Origin of the sequence: Dolichospermum sp. DET69, assembly GCA_017355425.1 — a bacterium.
GTDB lineage: Bacteria > Cyanobacteriota > Cyanobacteriia > Cyanobacteriales > Nostocaceae > Dolichospermum.
Genome location: CP070233.1, coordinates 1,781,894 through 1,803,797 on the forward strand (window position 1 = coordinate 1,781,894; position 21,904 = coordinate 1,803,797).

Here is a 21,904-nt window from a genome sequence, read left to right on the forward strand (position 1 = left end):
ATATTGATTAAAAAATTCCCGTATCTTATATACATAGATCGTTAAACCCAAGATTAACCCCAAAATACCAATAAGCGTTGTTGGGTTTCGTTCTTCAACCCAACCTACGATTTATAATTGATCGGATAACCTGCAAACCTACATTTAGGCATGAGATTGTGACCGAAACTGGAAAATACAAAGATACCGTCAACTTACCCAAGACTAACTTCGATATGCGGGCAAACGCAATCAAGCGCGAACCCGAAATCCAAAAATTCTGGGAAGAAAACAACATTTATTCTCAACTGGCTGAAAACAACCCCGGCGAATTATTTATACTGCACGATGGACCCCCCTATGCTAACGGTCAATTGCATATTGGTCATGCCTTAAATAAGATTCTCAAAGATATTATTAACCGCTACCAATTGCTAAAAGGTCGTAAAGTTCATTACGTTCCAGGGTGGGATTGTCACGGATTACCCATTGAGTTGAAAGTTCTGCAAAACATGAAACAAGCAGAACGGCAAAATCTCACACCTTTGCAATTGCGTCAAAAAGCGAAAGAGTTCGCGTTGAAAACCGTAGACGAACAACGAGAAAGCTTTAAACGCTATGGGATTTGGGGTGATTGGGAAAATCCTTATTTAACCTTAAAACCAGAATACGAAGCCGCGCAAATTGGCGTATTTGGGGAAATGTTCCTCAAAGGTTATATTTATCGCGGTTTGAAGCCTGTGCATTGGAGTCCTAGTTCTAAAACCGCTTTAGCAGAAGCTGAGTTAGAATATCCTGAAGGTCACGTTTCTCGTAGTATTTACGCCACTTTTCCGGTTATTAAGCTTGCCGAAGGGTTGAAATCTGTTTTAGAGCCATTTATGCCTGATTTGGGCGTAGCTGTGTGGACTACTACTCCCTGGACTATTCCCGGTAATTTGGCTGTGGCTGTGAATGGTGCGTTGGAGTATGCGGTTGTGGAAGTAAGACCCCACCCCCTAACCCCCTCCCCGCAAGCGAGGAGGGGGGATAAGAAAGAGGAAGTTGCTTCAACCTCAGAAGCAGGAAATGAAGAATTTACCTCCCCCTCTCTGCTCGCGGAGAGGGGGACTGAGGGGGTGAGGTTTCGATATCTCATCGTTGCGGCTGAGTTGGTGGAAGGTTTAGCTGCTAAGTTGAATATGCAGTTAACGGTAAAGGCTAAATTTTCTGGTCAGGATTTGGAACATACTACTTACCGTCATCCTCTTTTTGACCGTGAAAGTCCGGTGGTGATTGGTGGTGATTATATCACTACTGAGTCGGGGACTGGTTTGGTGCATACTGCTCCTGGTCATGGTCAAGAAGACTATATTGTTGGTCAGCGTTACGGTTTACCGATTCTTGCCCCTGTTGATGATAGTGGGAATTTTACGGATGAGGCTGGTAAATTTTCTGGCTTGAATGTTTTGGGTGATGGGAATCAAGCGATTATTGATGCTTTGCATGAAGCTGGTTCTCTGTTGAAGGAGGAGGCTTATCCTCACAAGTATCCTTATGATTGGAGAACGAAGAAACCGACGATTTTCCGCGCTACTGAACAATGGTTTGCTTCTGTGGCTGGTTTTCGGGAGGAGGCTTTAAAGGCTATTTCATCTGTGCGTTGGATTCCGGCACAAGGTGAAAACCGCATCACGCCTATGGTAACAGAAAGATCCGATTGGTGTATCTCTCGTCAGCGTTCTTGGGGTGTGCCTATTCCTGTGTTTTATGATGAAGCCACTGGGGAAGTTTTGCTGAATGCGGACATTATTAACCACGTTCAAGCTATCATTGCCGAAAAGGGTTCTGATGCTTGGTGGGAGTTGTCGGTTGCGGAGTTGTTACCGGAAGCTTACCGCAATAATGGCAAAACTTACCGCCGCAGTACAGATACAATGGATGTGTGGTTTGATTCTGGTTCTTCTTGGGCAGCGGTAGCCAAGCAAAGACCGGAGTTATGCTATCCTGCTGATATGTATTTGGAAGGTTCTGATCAACATCGCGGCTGGTTTCAATCTTCTTTGTTGACAAGTGTGGCGGTTAATGGTATTGCCCCTTATAAAACTGTACTAACTCATGGTTTCGTCTTGGATGAAAATGGCCGCAAAATGAGTAAGTCGGTGGGAAATGTGGTAGATCCTCAATTGATGATTCAAGGTGGGACTAACCAAAAACAACAACCTGCTTATGGTGCTGATGTTTTGCGGTTGTGGGTTTCTTCGGTTGATTATTCTGGTGATGTCCGGTTGGGTGGTAACATCATCAAGCAATTAGCTGATGTAAGAAATAAGATTCGCAACACAGCACGGTTTTTATTGGGTAGTTTGCATGATTTTGATCCTCAGAAGGATGCTGTAGCTTTTGATGATTTGCCAGATTTGGATAAGTATATGCTGCACCGCATTCGTGAGGTGTTTAATGAGGTGACGGAAGCTTTTGATAGTTTCCAGTTTTTCCGCTTTTTCCAAACTGTGCAGAATTTCTGTGTGGTGGATTTGTCGAATTTCTATTTAGACGTAGCCAAAGATAGATTGTATATCAGTTCTGCTGATAGTTTCCGTCGTCGGAGTTGTCAAACTGTTTTGCAAATTGCTTTGGAGAATTTAGCCAGAGCGATCGCCCCAGTTTTGTGTCATACTGCGGAAGATATCTGGCAATTTATCCCCTACGAAACTGCTCATAAATCAGTTTTTCAAGCTGGTTGGGTGCAACTTGAGGATAAATGGGAAAATCCCGAATTAGCGGAATTTTGGAAAACACTGCGACGGATTCGCGGTGATGTTAATAAGGTTTTAGAACAAGCGCGGACAGAAAAACTGATTGGTTCTTCCTTAGAAGCTATCGCTTTAATTTATCTCAGTGATGAAAAATTACGCGCTGCTATCGAATCGTTAAATGTTAACGGGAATGGGATTAATGAATTACGCTATTTATTCCTAACTTCTGAAGTGGAATTATTAGATAATCCGGACGCATTAAAAGGATTAAAAACTTTGCGGGTTCAAGGTGAAGATAATTGGGATATTGGGGTAATAAATGCAGCCGAGCAAACCCATAACGGTATATCTTACACCAAATGCGATCGCTGTTGGAATTATTCTACCCATGTTGGTGAATCAGCAGAACATCCATTGTTGTGTGAACGTTGTATTCCTGCTTTAGCTGGGGAATTCTAATGGCAAATCACAGCGGTTTCCTCTGTTATGAGGCATAATCCAATTTTCTGGCTATCTGACTGATCAGCTTTGCCTTTAAAAAAGTGGGCCTCATAACACCGGGAAGTGCTGTATAATTCGTGGAGACGTTATATAAAACGTCTCTATTCCACTTTATCTCTAGTTGAACTTGTAGAGGATTAGGCCTTGGTAAGTTAGAAAGACGGAGATGATGTTTTGGTGAGGCGATTTTTTTAGCCTGGGTTGCTAAAATAGGTTCTGGTACAGCAAGACGATGTTGCGTTAATACTGGCATTTCTTGCCAACAACTCCGGCAAAACCAGTAATTCTCAGCACCACGGATATGGTGTAAAAGGGAGTCGGAACAGCAAGGACAAAGAGGCATAATAGTTTCAATCCTGTTACTAAAAGTGGTTGGCTCATTACCATAGTTATGTAATGAATTGAGGGTAATTGAAATCTGTTATGTATATTTTTTAAGTTTAACTCCCAAATATAAAGAAGTTGTGAAGACACTTACAGGAAAATATATTACGTAATATTTCGCTATCTTACCTCTACATTTTTTTTGCACAATTTTCAACAATTCAAAATTCAAAAATTCAAGACGGTATCAGAGTTAAAAAAATATTGTTCCTGATTTCTCGATATATATCTTCACAAAGTCTGCTTTTTTCCAAAAAATAGGTTAAAAAAGAGAAATCCAGAAAAAGGTTCTGAATTAAATAACAGTAGATATTTAAGGAATTTCAGAATATGCTAGAAATTAAACACAACCAAGAAAATAGCCAAACTACCGAAGAAGCTTTAGTATTACCCTTTAACTCCGTTGGAATTGCAGATATTCCCTTAGTAGGTGGTAAAAACGCCTCTTTAGGGGAAATGATTCAAGAACTTAGTTCCCAAGGGGTGAAAGTTCCCACGGGATTTGCGACTACTGCTTATGCTTATAGATACTTTATTACTGCGGCTGGTTTAGAAGCAAAACTGAGAAAGATTTTTGCAGAGTTAGATGTTGAAGATTTGGATAATCTGCGGGAATGTGGCAAAAAAGCCAGATCATTGATGTTAGAAACTCCATTTCCGCTAGAATTACAACAAGCGATCGCTAAATCATATCAAAGTTTATGTCAAGAATACGGTATTAATACTGATGTAGCTGTTCGTTCCAGTGCCACAGCCGAAGATTTACCAGATGCTAGTTTTGCGGGACAACAAGAAACCTACCTGAATGTCCATGGCCTCAAAAGTGTATTAGAATCTTGCCATAAATGCTTTGCTTCTATCTTCACAGACAGGGCTATTTCCTACCGACAAATGAGAGGTTTTGATCATTTTGAAGTCGCATTATCAGTCGGTGTCCAAAAAATGGTACGGTCTGATTTAGCATCTTCTGGAGTCATGTTTTCCATTGACACAGAAACAGGCTTTAAAAATGCAGCTTTAATTACCGCTGCTTATGGTTTAGGAGAAAACATTGTTCAAGGTGCAGTTAACCCAGATGAATATTTAGTATTTAAACCCACCTTAAAACAAGGATATAAACCCATTCTCCAAAAACGTTTGGGAACAAAAGAAATTAAAATGGTTTATGATTTAGGTGGATCAAAATTAACCAAAAATATCTCTGTTCCTCAACTTGAACGCCATCAATTTGCCCTGAATGATCAAGAAATATTACAACTAGCCCAATGGACTTGTATCATTGAAGATCATTATTCCCAAGTCCGGGGAATGGATACACCAATGGATATTGAATGGGCAAAAGATGGGATAACTGGTGAATTATTTATTGTCCAAGCTAGACCAGAAACTGTTCAATCTCAAAAATCAAAAACTGTTCTTAGAACTTATCAACTCAAAGAAAAAAGTAAAGTTTTATTAACAGGTCGTAGCGTTGGCGAAATGATAGGTCAAGGTAAAGCTAGAGTTATTCTAGATGTACCAGAAATTAATCTTTTTCAAGCCGGGGAAGTGCTAGTTACTAACCGCACAGACCCCGACTGGGAACCGATTATGAAAAAAGCTAGTGCGATTGTCACTAACTCTGGGGGACGGACTTGTTTTGATGGAGAGACAAAAATTCTCACCAATCAAGGTTTTATGACCATTCAGCAGATTTATGAACAAGGATATCAAGGATTATCAACTTTAGCCCTGAACACCAAAACCCATCAAATGGAATGGAAACCCATTACAGATGCCATGAAACGGACATCTAAAACAATTGGTGTGAGTGTATCTCAAACTGGGAAAGTCACAGATAATATTCTGCGATTAACTCCTGATCATAAAATGGTTAACCTTCGGAATGGTGAATATACCAAAACTGAGATTCAAGAAATGTTAGATACTCAGGAAATGGTGCTTGTATCTCAGAATATTCCCACATTAGGTGACAACAAAAATCAAGAAGCTGATTTAGCTTATCTAATTGGGGGAATCATCACAGACGGTTCAATTTACACTAGTCGAACTCGTGGGGAAGTCCAGTTTATCCAAAAATGTTTACCAGAAAAACAAGCATTCATAACTACTATGAATGACAAAATGAATGCTGTTTATGGTAAATCTTTTACTGCTTGTGAGAAACCAGTATCTTCAGGTTATATCCGAGGAAAACAGGTAAAAGGACAAGCTACAGCTTATCGTGTTTATTCTAAAGCCATAGCTTACGACTTAAAAGAAAAAGAACAACAGATTACCCAAATTCTCCTGGAAAACACTTCAGAAGTTTCCTATCACTTTTTAGGGGGTGTAATTGATGGTGATGGTTGCTATGCTAGTAATCGCATTAATATCTATATCTCTGAAGAGAACTTACTACAAGCTGTGATTATTGCTTGTTTAAAAATCAATACAGTTCCTCAAGTTACCAGAAATCGTCATATCTACAATGTTCAAATTGTCGAAAAATTAGAGCAAATTTTACAATATACCCAACGAGTTAAGGGAGAAGTTACTCCAAGAACTATTCAAACTCGGTTTTTCGCTGCTAATCAACTATTTAGTGACAATGTAATCGGTCAAATTAAACTTAGAAAAGATAAAAACTTACTTATTTCCGATAAACAACTGCTGGAAACAGATCAATTTGAGGAACTTCTAAAAGGTGATCTGCGGATGCAACGAGTTTTTAAAGTTGCAGATGCAGTAGAATCTGAAGTTTATAACATTACTGTTGCAGATCATCATAATTATCTAGTGTTTACGAGTAAATATACTCCTGTAGTTGTTTGTAACTGTCACGCGGCAATTATCGCTAGAGAAATGGGGATTCCGGCAATAGTTGGTTGTGGAAATGCAACTACAGTTTTAGAAACTGGACAAGAAATTACAGTTAGTTGTGCGGAAGGAGAAACAGGTCAAGTTTACTCAGGTTTACTAAACTTTGAAATTCAAGAATTACCATTAGATAACTTGCCTCGTACCCGCACTAAAATCATGATGAATGTGGGTAATCCTGAAGAAGCTTTAGGTTTAACAGCTATTCCTAATGATGGTGTTGGTTTAGCAAGAATGGAATTTATCATTGCTAATCATATTAAGGCACATCCTTTAGCATTATTACATTTTGACATCTTAGAAGACGAACTCGCTAAATATAAAATTAGCGAATTAACTGCCCAATATGAAGATAAAGCCGAATTCTTCATCTCTAAATTAGCCCAAGGTATTGGCACAATTGCCGCAGCTTTTTATCCTAAACCTGTAATTGTCCGCTTGTCGGATTTCAAAAGTAATGAATATGCAAACCTCTTAGGAGGTAGACAATTTGAACCCAAAGAAGAGAATCCCATGATAGGTTGGCGTGGTGCTTCTCGTTATTATGATCCTCGTTATCGGGAAGGTTTTGCGTTAGAATGTCAGGCAATGAAACGGGTACGGGAGGAAATGGGTTTAACTAATATGATTCTCATGGTTCCCTTCTGTCGTACTCCCGAAGAAGGCAAACGGGTATTAGCAGAAATGGCAAAAAATGGCTTAGTTAAGGGTGAAAATGGCTTAGAAGTTTATGTAATGTGTGAGTTACCCAGTAACGTCTTACTAGCTGATGAATTTAGCCAAATCTTTGATGGTTTTTCCATTGGTTCTAATGATTTAACCCAATTAACGTTAGGATTAGATCGAGATTCTGAATTAGTTGCCCATTTATTTGATGAACGCAATGAAGCTGTAAAACGAACAATTGCCAAAGCCATAACTACTGTCAAACAACATGGTCGTAAAATTGGTATTTGTGGACAAGCACCCAGCGATTATCCAGAATTTGCCCGTTTCCTCGTTGAACAAGGCATAGATTCTATTAGTCTCAACCCTGACTCTGTCATCAAGACAATGTTAGAAATTGCCAAAGCAGAAACAGGGGAATAAGTAATAGGTAAATCGAAAATCTGCGCCTTCTGTGTTTGAAGTGGGTTGAAAATAATTTAACGAACCACAGAGGCACAGAGGACACAGAGGAAAGAGGTTAGGAGAGAATTTTTCAATCTTTTTACTTTCTTTGAAAGGGTTAGTTAACAGTAGGTAAAAAGTGAATTTAAATGTCCGTTATAGTCCAATACAATTCAGTCAAGAATTTTTCTTCTCTCTGTGACCTCTGTGCCTCTGTGGTTCGTTAAAAAAAGATTTTTAAATTAGTGGAGTTGAATTTATAAATATGCAGTCTACTAATCTAGAGTTAGACCTATCTGATCCTTGTATTTTACTTACCACATTACAAGAACTTCGTCAATCTGTTGATAAGGAAGGAAGGGAAATATTTGAACGATGGAAAAAACAAATTCACCGACAATCTTTTATTAATAGCAGTCTCAATCTTGCCTATTATCTCGCACTGAGAAGACATGATTTAAGAGAACTCCAAGCTGCTTTAATGCCTTGGGGTTTATCGTCGTTAGGGAGAATAGAGGCTAAAGTTTTACCTACTTTAGATGCAGTGATTGCGACTTTAACAGCAGTTTGTCGCCCAGAACAATATTCTACCATTGTCCATCCACCAATAGAAGCATTTTTTGCAGGCGATCGCATCCTGAAACAAAATACCGAAGATTTATTTGGCAACACTCTTGACCAACGGCGAGTGAGAATTATGGTAACATTACCAAATGAAGCCGCTACTAATTACGAATTTCTACGAGACATAATTCAGCAAGGGACAAATTGTGTCAGAATTAATTGCGCCCATGATACCTCTGTTGAATGGTTAGCAATGATTAATCATGTTAAACAAGCAGAATTAGAATTAGGAGTTTCCTGCAAAATTCTCATGGATTTAAGTGGTCCGAAAACCCGCATTAAATTTGTCCTTACTCCCAGTTCCAAACAACGAATATTTAAAGGTGAATCTCTCCTACTCACCCATGATTTACCCACGAATATTGATTCTGAATATTTCCAAGCCAGTTGCACAATTCCAGAAGTATTAACAGAACTCAAAATTGGCACAATAGTTTGGATTGATGATGGTAAAATTGGCGCTTGTGTTGAGTCAATTACATCGGAGGGAGTGTGGTTAAAAATCACCCATGCCCGGATTAAAGGTGAAAAACTCTTACCAGAAAAAGGCATCAATTTTCCTGACACTGCTTTACATCTGAGTTCCCTAACTACAAAAGATCAACAAGATTTAGACTTTATTATCAATCATGCAGAAAAAGTTGATATTATTGGTTATTCTTATGTACAAACTGCCCAAGATATTCAGCTTTTACAGCAAGAATTAACCACAAAATTACCAGAAAATTCTCCCCCACTTGCCATAGTTGCGAAAATAGAAACACCCCTAGCTGTTAGCAATCTGCCAGAATTAATTATTCAAGCCGCAGGTAAACAACCCTTTGGGATTATGATTGCCAGAGGAGACTTGGCACTGGAAATTGGTTATCAACGTCTGGCAGAAATTCAAGAGGAAATATTATGGTTATGTGAAGCTGCCCATATACCTGTAATTTGGGCAACTCAAGTATTAGAAAATCTAGTTAAACATGGAATGCCGTCACGGGCAGAAATCACCGATGCGGCTATGTCAGAACGAGCAGAATGTGTCATGCTCAACAAGGGTGATTATGTTATCGAAGCTATCGGTATTTTAGATGATGTCCTCACCAGAATGCAAGCCCATCAAGTCAAAAAAACTCCTCAGCTACGGGCTTTACATTCTTGGTAACTGTTTTTTACGAATTTCTCGATAATTGCGAGGAAGGGTGTACAATAAAAAATGCTGTCTTTCATTAGATTAGGGAATTCATGGGATCATCCTAAAACGTAGTAATACGGATTAGATGTGAACCAGACCACCCTGAGCGACTTGCCCACAAGCTATGTCGAAGGGTAGTCAAAGGGTAAACGTTATTTAAGTCATGACACCTTGGGATTCGCTAGTTCCATGCTCTGTCGGTACTGATTAAACATTCCGAAAGGAACGTGTCTTTACCTTAACAAACTTAGATAACTAGGTTGAAGCAAACTTTACTTAGAAATAAGGATTGGTCAAACCGACCACAAACGTCAATAGTAGGAAATATTTTCCTGCTATTGACTACGAAACACTACATTATTCTGGGATTAGGACGTATGGCGAAGAAGAGTATGATTGAGCGCGAGAAGAAACGCGCCAGAATGGTAGCTAAGTATGCTGACAAGCGCGAAGCACTACTAGAAGAGTTCAAAGCAGCAGAAACTCCGTTGCTGAAGCTAGAAGTTCACCGTAAAATTCAACAATTACCCCGCAACAGTGCGCCTACTCGTAAGCACAACCGTTGCTGGTTAACTGGTCGTCCTAGAGGCTTTTACCGTGATTTCGGACTATCTCGCAACGTACTCCGGGAATGGGCCCATGAGGGTCTTTTACCTGGTGTTGTTAAGTCTAGCTGGTAGTTAGTTGTCAATGGTCAGTTGTCAGTTGTCAGTTGTTTTTATTTGCTACTGACTAATAACTAATGACTAATGACCACTGGGCGCAGGCCCTGCGCCCCTACTGACCACAACAATGATCAATTCCCAGGCTATCTAAGAGTAGATCGCTAACGGCGTTGGCGATCGCAAACTCTCCAAAAAAGCTTTTAGAAAAATCAAATGATTGCATCTCTGTGATAATGGCAATTACCAAAGAACCTAAATCATTTTCTCCCTCCATGCGTTGTCTGACAAAAATCTGTGATGCCCGCTTGGCAATATTTTGATTAACTGCTTCGGGAATAAACTCTCCATCAAGCCACTTTAACAAGTTTTGTTGTAACCATTCTCCTTCTTGCAGGGGATTTTCGGAAGGAGGTAGGGTAATGGGTGGAATTGTTTGAGTCATGTTTGTATATTTTAAATAGGGTTTGCTGTTCGCGTAGCGTGCCGTTAGGCATATAAGTCTTTCCGTGAGGGATAGGAGTCACCGAGTCAGGAGAAAGAAAGAAGAAGGAAGAAGAAGGAAGAAGAAGGAAGAGAAGGGTTCACTTATGAGTTCTTAAATTTACCCGGTTATTTTTAGTAAAAATGCAAGGGTTTTCAACATCTATTATCAATAATCTATGGAATATGATGTCGCGGCTATTATTCGGGGTTATACCCAAGGTTATTTTCTCATGGCTGATGACAGTAATAACCTGGGATGGTATGGAAGTAACGAACGGACTCTAATCCCCTTGGATGAACGTTTTCGCTATCCTCAGTCATTACAGCGCGTTCTCAACCAGGAACGGTTCACAGTAGCCGTTAATCGGGACTTTTTGGGTGTGGTTGCTGGCTGTGCTAACCGCGAAACAACTTGGATTTCTCCAGAATTAGAAAAGATTTATTGGTTACTTTACCAAAATGGTTACGCTTATAGTTTTGAAACTTGGCAAGATGACAAACTCGCAGGGGGAATTTTAGGAATTGTCATTGGTGGTGCTTTTATTGGTGAGTCTATGTTTTTTAATATTTCTGAAGGTTCTAAAGTAGCAATGGTGAAATTAGTGGAAAGATTGCGGCAACGGAAATTTCTACTATTTGACGCGCAAATGATGAATCCTCATTTAGCCAGATTTGGGGCGTATCACGTTGATGGGGAAGAATATGAAGTTTTATTAAAAAAAGCATTATTAACTCCTTGTCCGTTGATTTAAGTAGGTAGGCACAATTAAATATAGTATGGGCGCTCATGTTGCCCACCCCACAATAAATATAAGGGACTTCCAAGAAATAAATTATCCCAATAAACGAACCACAGAGGCACAGAGAACACAGAGAGAGAATTTTTGCGTCAGTTTTGGGACATTTTTTTATTTGGAAGTCCCTAATATTCTTGTGGGGTGGGCTTCTAGCCCGCCCTAATCAACAATATTATTTTGATATTTATTTCAGCCCATCTACTTAATTGATAATTGTCAATTGATCATTTAACAACTCTACGCACAGCGAATAAACTACCCATTAATCCCACTGTTGAACCGAAACCTAAGAGAATTAGGGGTAGAAATAAGGTTTGGGAAGTGGTGAGTTGTAAACCATGACGGAGAAATTGAATAAAATCGGGTTGATTAACCAGTAAGCGGTTGAGAAATTGTTGAGTCAGAGAAATGAAACTCCAAGCGATCGCACCTCCGACTAAACCAAAGGAAATTCCTTGTAATATAAATGGTAGATAAATCCAGGTGGCAGTTGCTCCTACTAATTGCATAATTTCAATTTCTTGCCGACGGGACATCACAATTAAGCGGATAGTAGTAGTAGTGACAGCGATCGCCGTTAAAGTTAAAATAATTGTAATTGTTAAAGTAATCCAGTTTAAACCTCGATGCAACTGTGCCACCCGTTTTACAGCCTCATCAACATATTGCACCACCTCCACTCCCGGTAATTTTGCCAACTGTGTCGCTAGATTTTGGACAACTTGGGGACTGAGGGCTTTTACCTTCACTTCATCAACCAGAGGATTACCTCCTAACTGTTGGGTAGCACCATCAATATCAGTTAAACCAAATTCTTTAACTAACTTTGTCCAAGCTTTTTCCTTAGTAATTACCTCCACCGTAGCAACGTTGGGCATTTTTGTCATGACTGGTTCGAGATCAAAAGCTTGAATACCTGGTTCTAAATAAACTGACAATTCCAACTGACTACCAAATTGATTCAACAGAGTTTCTACTTGCCAAGATACTTGCAGACTTAACCCAAATAGAAACAGTAGCACTGTCACCGTACTAATAGCAGCCCAATTCATCCATCCTCCTCGTTTTAACCCCAAGAAGGTTTCTTTTAAGAGGTAATCTAGTTTCGTGAAATATTTAAACATTGAAAATAATAGGTAATAGGTAATAGGTAATAGGTAATAGGTAAAAATTCTTGTCCCACAACTGACCACTGACCACTGACCACTGACCACTAACAACTGACCACTAACAACTGACCACTGACCACTGACCACTGACCACTGACCACTGACAACGAACAATTAACGATAGAATTAAATTAGATTATTCATCATTAAGCCATCAAAAACCATGCCCTCTGATATTGCTGTCGAGAAGAAAAAGTTAAAAAATCCACCTTTGCAAATGCACTACTTGGGCGATCGCGTTTTGCGTCAAGCTGCAAAGCGTGTGACTAAAATAGATGACGAACTCCGCCAAATAGTGCGCGAAATGCTACAAACTATGTATAGCTCAGATGGCATTGGTTTGGCTGCACCTCAAGTTGGTATTAATAAACAACTTATTGTTATTGATTGCAAACCAGATGAGCCAGATCATCCGCCATTAGTTTTGATTAACCCCACCATTAAACAAGTTAGCACTAAGCTCTGTGTGGCTCAGGAAGGCTGTTTGAGTATTCCCAACGTATTTCTAGATGTCAAACGACCAGAAGTGGTAACAATCGCCTACAAAGATGAGTATGGTCGTCCCCAAACATTAAAAGCCGATGATATCCTAGCTCGCTGTATTCTCCACGAACTAGATCACCTTAATGGTGTGGTATTTGTAGATCGTGTGGAAAATTCCTTGAATTTAGCTCAGGAGCTATCTAAAAATGGCTTTTCATATCAAGCAGTAAAACCAGTAGCGTAGGGTGGTCTAGTAGTGTATTTAACTCCAAAAACCGGTTTGTTTTTAGGTGGTGCTTGTGTAGCAGCGATTGCGGCTGTTGGTTCGATTTTTGAACTCAGTTATGGACAACCAGATTTTGGTGTCCCTACCACTGCCATTATCCTAGTTTTAAGCATTCCTCTCACCGGATTCTTTTTTATTGCCGCAGTTAAGGATGCACGGGCTAATATGAAATAAGCATCAGGTATATGAATAAAGGTAAGAGGATGAACGAGGAATAAACACTCACCCTTTTACCTTTTATTTTTTACTAAGTAATTGATAATGAGTGATGGTACTAGTAATGAGTAATAGCTATCAAGAATGGGAACGAGAAACACGCAAAAAAGTAGCTGTAGGACTTGCCCAAATTGAAAAAAGTGAGGTGGTTGATAGTGCTGTTGTTATGGCTAGATTACAGGAAAAAATTAGAGTAGCGCGTGAAAATCAAAGATAATTGAATATTCATGAAATTATGCCAGCAACTTCTACCCAAATACTCCGACTTTCCCAAGGACATCTAAACTTACTCACAACTTGTCCTCGTAAATTCCAGCATAGCTATTTAGAACAACTAAATACTCCCCTAGATCCCAAACACGAAGAATATCAGATTTTAGGTAGTCGGTTTCACTTGCTCATGCAGCAGAGAGAAATGGGTTTACCTATTGATAATTTACTCCAAGCAGATCCTAAATTGCAAAATTGGATGACTGATTTTAGTAAAATTGCCCCCGAAATATTTACACCTAATATTGATAATCAAACTTTTCGAGAAAGTGAACATTATCGAACCTTGCAAATTGGAGATTATTTACTCACAGTCATCTATGATTTATTAATAGCTGATCAAAATCAAGCTCAAATTCTCGACTGGAAAACCTATCCCCAACCGCCAAAACGAGAAACATTAGCTCAAAATTGGCAAACAAGACTTTATCTGTATGTCATGGCAGAAACTAGCAAATATTTATTAGAAAATATTTCCATGACTTACTGGTTTGTACAATCAAAAGAGCAAACTAAAAATATTAAATTTATCTATAATGAACAACAACATCAAAAAACAGCAGAGGAATTAAATCAACTATTAAATAATCTGACAAAATGGGTAAAAGATTATCAATATAATATATCATTACCGCAAATTACCAAATCCCAGAAAATCTGTGAATCTTGTCAATATGCTGTTCGCTGTCAACGGCAAAAAATCAAGGAAGTAACAGCAGATATTAACCAGAGTTTTCCTAGGTTAGAAAATATTGCAGAAGTATCACTTTGAACTTTAAAAATATGAAAAACTTTGATGACAATGATATTATTTATCAGTGATTTATATCCTTATCTATATCGCACTTGGGACGAATGGGAAGTAATTGGACTTTATGTTAGTAGATACAGACCCTACAAACACACGAGCAGTGAAATTTTTTAATCGCAAAGGTTTTGGAAATATGCGTCAACATATCTTCTTATCAATGAATTTAAGTAAACATCCACATTATGGTAGACTCATAGATTATGAGCATCAAAAAGCTGAAAGGGCAGGTTATAAACGCACGCGTCCTACCATGCGTACCCGAAAAACAGAAGCAATTCCTAATGATGTAGTTATCAATCCTCTAATCAATGAATCAGGAACAGATTTAATCATTAATGATGATGAATAAATTATTTGTCTCACCCCAAGGCGCAAAAGCGCAAAGAAAGAAGAAAAGAAAGGGGAATGTGGTTTAAAATGGAATGGATTTTAACAACAACAGAAAAACCTCCAGATTGGTTTATTGAATTAGTCAAAAAGTACGCACCAACAACAGGTGGTAATTTTGCGGCTCAATTATTTTGGCAACGGGGAATACAAAATGAGGAAAAATTAGCAGCTTTTATTAATTATCAAGTTTATCAACCTGCTGATGCTTTTGAATTTGGACAGGAAATGAATTTGGCTGTACAACGATTAATAACTGCGGGTAAAACGGGAGAAAAAATCACTATTTGGGGAGATTTTGATGCAGATGGCATTACTTCAACTGCGGTATTATGGGATGGTTTGGGAGAATTTTTTCAGCAACATCGCCAATTAAGTTATTATATTCCGAATCGCTTAACAGAATCTCATGGTTTAAATAAATCAGGAATTGATAATTTAGCGGCACAAGGTTGTAAATTAATTGTTACTTGTGACACTGGGAGTACAAATATTACAGAAATCATTTATGCCCAAAATTTAGGCATAGATGTGATTGTTACTGACCATCATACATTACCATCAGAACGCCCTCCAGTAGTCGCAATTATTAATCCCCGTTATTTAGCAAAAGAACATCCTTTATATCATCTTTCTGGTGTTGCAGTTGCTTATAAATTTGTGGAAGCATTATATCTAAGTTTGCCAGATATTCCCGAACATCCTTTAACTGATTTATTAGATTTAGTGGCTGTGGGATTAATTGCTGATTTAGTGCAATTAAGTGGTGATTGTCGCTATTTGGCACAATTGGGAATTCAACAATTACACACAGATTTTAAAAAACTACCAACAGCCAGAAGAAGGCCAGGAATAGGTAAGTTATTAGAATTATGCCAGAGAAGTGGCGATCGCCCCACAGATATTTCCTTTGGTTTGGGACCGCGTATCAACGCCGTTAGTCGGATTCATGGTGACGCTAGTTTTTGCGTAGAATTATTAACGAGTAGAGATATACAACGTTGTCAACAACTTGCAGAAGAAACAGAATTAGCTAATTCCCGTCGCAAGTCTTTACAAAAAGATGTCCAAGCCCAAGTTACCAAAAAACTCAATCAATTAGATTTATCAACTACTAGCGTTATCGTCTTAGCAGACCCTCAATGGGCAGTTGGTGTTTTGGGTCTGGTTGCTGGACAAATTGCCCAAGAAACAGGACGACCGACAATTTTATTAAGTACAGAAGGAATGGAAAATGGGACAGCTTCTAGCCCATCTCTAGCGCGAGGTTCAGCCCGTTCTATAAATTCTGTTGATTTATATCAATTAGTCACAGAACAAGCCCATTTATTACATCGTTTTGGTGGACATCCTTTTGCAGCGGGTTTGAGTTTGTTAGTAGAAAATATCCCCCTATTTACAGCCGCAATTAATCAAAAATTACGTCAATCTTTAGGAGGAATAAATCTGACTCCCACGGTACAAGCTGATTTGGTGGTAACGGTTGTAGATTTGGGTAAAGACTTATTTTTAGAATTAAAACTTTTAGAACCCTGTGGTATGGGAAATCCTATTCCCAAATTATTAATTAAAAATTGTTGGTTTGAAAATGCTTGGCATCGTAATGAACAGGATTTAAAGGGCCAGAAAATCCAATATATTAAAACTGATTTTAATATTCTAGATGATTCTACTAATAATCCTTTTCCAGGGATTTGGTGGGGACATTACAAAGAAGAATTACCTATTGGTAGATGTGATTGTATTGCCGAAATTGATTTCAACAGCTTTAAAAAACGCTATGAAATTAGATTGGTTGCCGTGCGTTCTAATACTGAAGCGGAACTAGAAACGCACAGTTCTGCGATGATTTTAGATTGGAGAAATCAGCAAGACTTAGAAGAAATAACATCTGAAAAATCATTATTAATCATGAAAAATTGTCCGACTAGTTGGGATAATTTACGTTTATGGTGGAAACAATCGCTAAATCAACAAAAACAATTAGTAGTTGCTTGGAGAAAACCCCAAAATCTTACTACTAGCGATATTTGGCTAACTTTAGTAGGACTTGCTAAATACCTCAGTCGGACAAATCAACCTGTTACCCGTGTGCAACTTTTAGAGAAATTGGGTATTAGTGAAAAATGCCTATATTTAGGATTTCAAGCATTAAAATATTTAGGGTTTATTGTCCAACGTCAAGATAATTATTTCCAAATTATCTGGGATTCTACATATCATCAAAAACCTGTTGATTACGTTATTAGCCAATTTTTAGCCGCAGTTAGAGAAGAACAATTTCAACGAGATTATTTTTTCCATGTTCCTTTATCTATTATTGTTGCTAGTATTTGTAGGTTGGGTTGACAGCAGGAAACCCAACATTGAAAACCGCTGGTTATATTGGGTTTTCTAAAGCCGGAGAGGATGTTTCAAAAGTCTCTCATAGTGGATTAAAAATTCTTAGATGTACCTCAACCAATCTTCATGAAAAGAAAGATTCTATGCGCTTTATTACCGCACGAGTCGCTTATATCTCAGGTCTAAAGACACTGAGCTTCACGCTTGCCGGATGCTCTTATAAGTGCTGCTATAAGCAGTTCAATATCGCTCAAGCGTCCCAGCAGAAAAATAGATAAAATAGATGTACGCCAAGTTCCCATACCCTAGGCAATTGTTAGATGAGGAGATTTGGCGACAGTTGTTCCCATGTTGGCTTTTCGGTTGGTGACACATAATTTAGTTAGTATGGCTCGTTATGCAGATGAGGTAACAAAAAATGATTGCTGTAAAAGATAAGTTTCCTAAGTTAACACCCGAAGAATATTTTATCTGGGAAGAAAAACAACTGCTTCGCCATGAGTATCTTAATGGTGAAGTTTACGCCATGAGTGGGGGGACTCAAAATCATGGACGAATTGCTAGTAATATTATTTTCATTTTTAAAGGTCATTTACGGGGCGGTGGTTGTCAGGTTGGTAATTCCGATTGTCGTGTAAATATTTTTGAAACGAAAAATTATATTTATCCTGATGTGAGCGTTACTTGCGATGATTGCGATCTAACTGCCATCCAAGCCATTCAATATCCCTGTCTAATTGTTGAGGTCTTATCTCCAAGTACAGCCAGTTATGACCGAGGGGATAAATTTAGATTGTATCGTCGCAATCCTAATTTGCAAGATTATGTTTTGGTTGATGCTGAGAAAATAGCGATTGATTTATACCGCAAGAATGATCGTGGTAATTGGGAGATTTTTAATTATCAGTCGGGGGATAATATCGAGCTACAAAGTATTGATTTAAGTTTTCCCATTGAGTCTGTGTATGAGGATATTGTTTTTGAGGAATCAGTATAAATCACTAGTACCGCAAGGCGAAAGTCAAAAGTCAAAAGTCAAAAGTCAAAAATAATATGGCGTAAGCTTTTTGGCGATTGAGAATGGTTGTTTTATTTACGCCGTGCTGTACTAGTATTTTTAATCAGTATAATAGTAATTATTGTCCTGGTTAGCGATAGCGAAACGCTCCCTAGGAGTTGCCATAGGAATCCCATCTTTCCCCTATCATACCCAAAATCAGCAACGCCGAATTTTTAAAGTTCCCCAGAATTGGGGGATTTAGGGGGCGAAATAGTCCGAAATGAAGACAGGTAGGACTTGTGTGTAAACCGTAGCCTTCATAAGGGGGGAATAAATTCATCAAAGTCCCCCTTTTAAGGGAGATTTAGGGGGACCTACAGGTATATCACACAAAAAAAGTTTATGGCTACGCCACCCAAGCTATCAAACAACCTTTGAACCCAACCTACGTTTTAACTCTCCTGTTGTTCTTGGAAAAACTTCTTATCAATAGTTTTAGTCTGTTCTTTATTGGCAGAATTAGCTGTTATTTGATAATCAACTAAGTTATTTACAAAGGGAACAGTTAACTTAAATGTACCATCAGGATTGACCTTGACTTTTTGACCATCAATGGTGACATTTGCACCTTCTTCAGTTGCACCATGAAGAACTAATTCTGCATCAACGACAAACCAGAAATCTGTACTGGGACGACTGAAAATGCGAACTGTCCCAGAACGCGCTAAACACAACCACTGATTATCATTATTCACATAACCAATTTCTGTCATGTAATCACGTTCCCCTCTGGGAATAGGTACATAACGATCATAGATTGCGGTTTCACATTCGTATTGTTGTACAAACTGAGGACGCTGATAGCTCAGATCAAGGTTGGTAACATCATAAACCCGGATGGCTAAAATGGTGAATCCTTGATTCTGTAATGTTTGTTGATGATTGTCGGCAATATACCAAGATAGGTAAGCCCATTTGGGAGTGCGGGGTGTGAAGGTAATTTTGGTATTTCCAGTCACATTAACGGGATTAATATTAATATTAGTCCAAGCTTCTATCTCTGCATCTAACTCGATTGCTATGGCTTCATTTGTAACTGGGGAATACAATGGAGTAGGATATATCCCTTCTTCTATTTCCAGTGTTTTGAGAGCAATTTGACTAGTAATGGCGTTTAAAGCCTCTCCTAACTCGGATGGCAAGTCAGATGCTAAATTTTGATTTTGTAGTGGTTGGTTGACTGGTTCAGGAGTTGTATTTAAGAGTTGTGATAGGCTACCATCTGGCTGAACTGGTGTGGAGGTGACACCAAGTAATTCTGATGGGGATGTAATTTTTTTATTAGATTGAGTTACAGGTGTTTCTGGTTCTTCTAATGGGGAATTACTAAATTCATCTATGGGGATATCTGCATCAATTTGGTTGTGGTTAATATTCGGGATTTGTGGAAAGTAACTATTAACGACAATTACGGGGTCTTCTGTATCCCAGGCTACTTCATTATAGTTTATATTAAGATCAATTTCAGGAATTTCCTTTGTTTGATCATTAGGGTAAGTTGTCTGCGGTATATCTATGACGGCTATATTGCTGATTGCTGTTATTTCCAGAGAGTCATCTTCTTTATAGTAATTTGTCTCATTGAGTGCATTCCCATTCCCATTACTGTTGCCGTTGTTATTGATAATTGATGCAAATGCTTCTGAATCTGACAAAGTAAACATTGTCTCTGGAACAGAATCACTTTCTTGATTTGAGGATGGCTGCGCTGATTCAAGCGATCTCTTTTTTCTTCTCAACCACAACGGTAAAAAACTACTTAATCCTGCAATTAGTAGTAATAAAGGTAGTAGTAAGAAAAACCTCATGTTTTTGGTAATCATTGAGGGATTATCAAAGGGATTTATTAACTGTTTTTCCTCTCCAGTTTCTATAGGTTGGGGTGTAACTAATGTTTCAGGAATGGTTAATAAAGATGGACTTTGAGAAACTGTAGGAGTGACTGTAGGAGTCGTAGTCATGGGCAAGGAAATAGTTTGCAATGATCTGGCTGCAATAGCAAGTGCTTCTGCTTCTTTGGCATCTTTTATAGACTCTTTTCCTGGTTTGGCTAAAATAAAGCCGAGAAAATCTCTAACTTTAGGACTGGGATTTTCTTTGTAAACGTAAACAAAAGACTGGGAAAAGGGATATTGAGAATTATTTGGTAAGTAATCTTGTACTTTCAATACCCGCACATCTGGTAATTTAGAAATTTGATTTGCTAACACATAGCTGATGCCATCATTACTTAATTCTTTGATAATGTTAAATGTGTTATCTTCCACCATTTGCACAGCATTAGCACCTGTTAGTAATGGACCAGACTTAAATACTGGATATTCACTAAAGGAAGTGCGAGTATCACTATTGAAGGGACGATCTATAAATCTAATTTTACCTTTAGCTTTTCCCAATTCTGACCAATCTGTAATTTCTCCTCGGAAAACCTTGGCAAATTGCTCCGCAGTCAAGCCGTCATTGAAGGGATTATTCATACTAACAATGATGGCAATTTTCTCTCGACGCACTAGCACTTGTTTCAAACCTTGTGCTTTTTCCGCTGAAGTTAGTTTGCGGCCAAGAGATGCTACATCAACTTTACCATCTAAAACCGCTTTTACGGCATCTTCATTGCCATTGATAGCAATTTCTACCTTAGTTCCCGCAAACTGGGTTTCAAAGTTTTCTTTGAGGCTTTGGTTGACAATTACGGAGTTAGGAGAACCATCAACTTTAACTACAGTCCCATTTTCTACTTTTTCCGGTAGGGGAAAATCTGGAGTCTTACTCTTGGATTCTGCCTGGATGGGTAAAGAAACCAATAAATTTGCTACCATTGGACTGGTAGTTATGGCCATTAATAGGGCTAGTTTGATAATTACACTATCTTTTTGTTGTTGTTGCCACATATATCCCTGATTTAGCTAATATAAATGAACCACTTGCCAATAATCAAAATATTGTTTTGATTGAGAAGATGGGTTAATTATACAGCGTGAGTTATTTTTATCTGTAATAACACAAGTGATTAAATTAAAAAAGCAGTCGGGAGGAGGAGGGAGGATTTACCAATGCTCATTAGGATCAAATTTAGGTGAAAGCTTTATAAAATATGGGTTTCACTCTTTCCCGTTTTTCTCGTTTCTCGTTCCTATTCTCGTTTTTCTCGTTCCTATCCTCGTTTTTCTCGTTCCTATCCTCGTTCCCATACTCTGTATGGGAATGAATTCTGGAAGGCTCTGCCTTTTTTTTGACAGCAGAGGCAGAGCCTCTGTGATAGCTTCCCAGTCAGAGACTGGGAACGAGAAACGTAGTGTCAATTGAGTTGGGGTTTAAATCCCGGATTCCAAATGTCTTGAATTTTGAATCGTTATTGATGTCTTTACAAAACTACATCTAAACAATATGAATACTCAATGTTCAAAATATTGACAAAATTAAAATTTTATAGTTAGAGTTTTCTGTATACAATCTAATCAAACGATGGAAAGTTAAAAGATATCTATCTTATAGATTATGGATGTATAATAATAATTTACTTAGTGTTTTTATAAAAATAAATTTCCTGATTCGCTCA

General features: G+C 38.4%; 14 protein-coding genes and 2 pseudogenes. 13 read left to right on the top strand and 3 right to left on the bottom strand.

Annotated features, from left to right (window positions below; all coding sequences use genetic code 11):
• Positions 1-158: 158 nt before the first annotated feature.
• From ileS to rpsN, 4 genes are all read left to right on the top strand, one after another.
• Entirely contained in the window at positions 159-3,176 is a 3,018-nt protein-coding gene (gene ileS / locus EZY12_08455) for an isoleucine--tRNA ligase (GenBank protein QSX69614.1), read from the top strand.
• A 756-nt stretch (positions 3,177-3,932) separates the two neighbouring features.
• Entirely contained in the window at positions 3,933-7,550 is a 3,618-nt protein-coding gene (ppsA, locus tag EZY12_08460; GenBank protein ID QSX69615.1) for a phosphoenolpyruvate synthase, read from the top strand.
• A 286-nt stretch (positions 7,551-7,836) separates the two neighbouring features.
• On the top strand, positions 7,837-9,345 hold the full coding sequence (locus EZY12_08465) for a hypothetical protein (GenBank protein QSX69616.1): 1,509 nt from the start codon (positions 7,837-7,839) through the stop codon (positions 9,343-9,345).
• A gap of 407 nt (positions 9,346-9,752) precedes the next feature.
• Positions 9,753-10,055, top strand: a complete 303-nt coding sequence (gene rpsN, locus EZY12_08470) for a 30S ribosomal protein S14 (protein ID QSX70583.1) — start codon at positions 9,753-9,755, stop codon at positions 10,053-10,055.
• A 97-nt stretch (positions 10,056-10,152) separates the two neighbouring features.
• Here rpsN and EZY12_08475 read toward each other — a convergent pair whose 3' ends face one another.
• The gene (locus EZY12_08475; protein ID QSX69617.1) at positions 10,153-10,482 is read right to left on the bottom strand and encodes a hypothetical protein; all 330 of its coding nucleotides are present in this window, start codon (positions 10,480-10,482) and stop codon (positions 10,153-10,155) included.
• 217 nt (positions 10,483-10,699) lie between these two features.
• On the opposite strand from EZY12_08475, the gene EZY12_08480 reads away from it, so the two are divergent.
• Positions 10,700-11,275 (top strand): leucyl/phenylalanyl-tRNA--protein transferase, encoded by a 576-nt coding sequence (locus EZY12_08480; GenBank protein QSX69618.1) that lies wholly within the window; start codon positions 10,700-10,702, stop codon positions 11,273-11,275.
• A 269-nt stretch (positions 11,276-11,544) separates the two neighbouring features.
• Here EZY12_08480 and EZY12_08485 read toward each other — a convergent pair whose 3' ends face one another.
• A complete protein-coding gene (locus EZY12_08485; protein ID QSX70584.1) occupies positions 11,545-12,444 on the bottom strand; it encodes an ABC transporter permease in 900 nt (299 codons plus the stop codon).
• 208 nt (positions 12,445-12,652) lie between these two features.
• Here EZY12_08485 and def point away from each other — a divergent pair, with 208 nt between their 5' ends.
• The 8 genes and pseudogenes from def (at position 12,653) to EZY12_08525 (ending at position 18,282) form a co-directional block, all read left to right on the top strand.
• Positions 12,653-13,216: a peptide deformylase gene (gene def, locus EZY12_08490; protein QSX69619.1), complete on the top strand. Its 564-nt coding sequence runs from the start codon at positions 12,653-12,655 to the stop codon at positions 13,214-13,216.
• Between the two features lie 12 nt (positions 13,217-13,228).
• Positions 13,229-13,432 (top strand): hypothetical protein, encoded by a 204-nt coding sequence (locus EZY12_08495; GenBank protein ID QSX69620.1) that lies wholly within the window; start codon positions 13,229-13,231, stop codon positions 13,430-13,432.
• 118 nt (positions 13,433-13,550) lie between these two features.
• Positions 13,551-13,691: pseudogene (locus EZY12_08500) on the top strand (type II toxin-antitoxin system ParD family antitoxin).
• Positions 13,692-13,709: 18 nt separating this feature from the next.
• Positions 13,710-14,516 (top strand): PD-(D/E)XK nuclease family protein, encoded by an 807-nt coding sequence (locus tag EZY12_08505; protein ID QSX69621.1) that lies wholly within the window; start codon positions 13,710-13,712, stop codon positions 14,514-14,516.
• 36 nt (positions 14,517-14,552) lie between these two features.
• Positions 14,553-14,904, top strand: a pseudogene (locus EZY12_08510) (hypothetical protein).
• A gap of 68 nt (positions 14,905-14,972) precedes the next feature.
• Entirely contained in the window at positions 14,973-17,291 is a 2,319-nt protein-coding gene (recJ, locus tag EZY12_08515; protein QSX69622.1) for a single-stranded-DNA-specific exonuclease RecJ, read from the top strand.
• A gap of 17 nt (positions 17,292-17,308) precedes the next feature.
• Entirely contained in the window at positions 17,309-17,563 is a 255-nt protein-coding gene (locus tag EZY12_08520; protein QSX69623.1) for a hypothetical protein, read from the top strand.
• Positions 17,564-17,703: 140 nt separating this feature from the next.
• Complete coding sequence (locus EZY12_08525) at positions 17,704-18,282, top strand: Uma2 family endonuclease (GenBank protein QSX69624.1); 579 nt, start codon at positions 17,704-17,706, stop codon at positions 18,280-18,282.
• Between the two features lie 455 nt (positions 18,283-18,737).
• On the opposite strand, the gene EZY12_08530 is transcribed toward EZY12_08525, so the two are convergent.
• Positions 18,738-21,236, bottom strand: coding sequence for a DUF4912 domain-containing protein (locus EZY12_08530; protein QSX69625.1), 2,499 nt, complete (start codon positions 21,234-21,236; stop codon positions 18,738-18,740).
• Between the last annotated feature and the right edge of the window lie 668 nt (positions 21,237-21,904).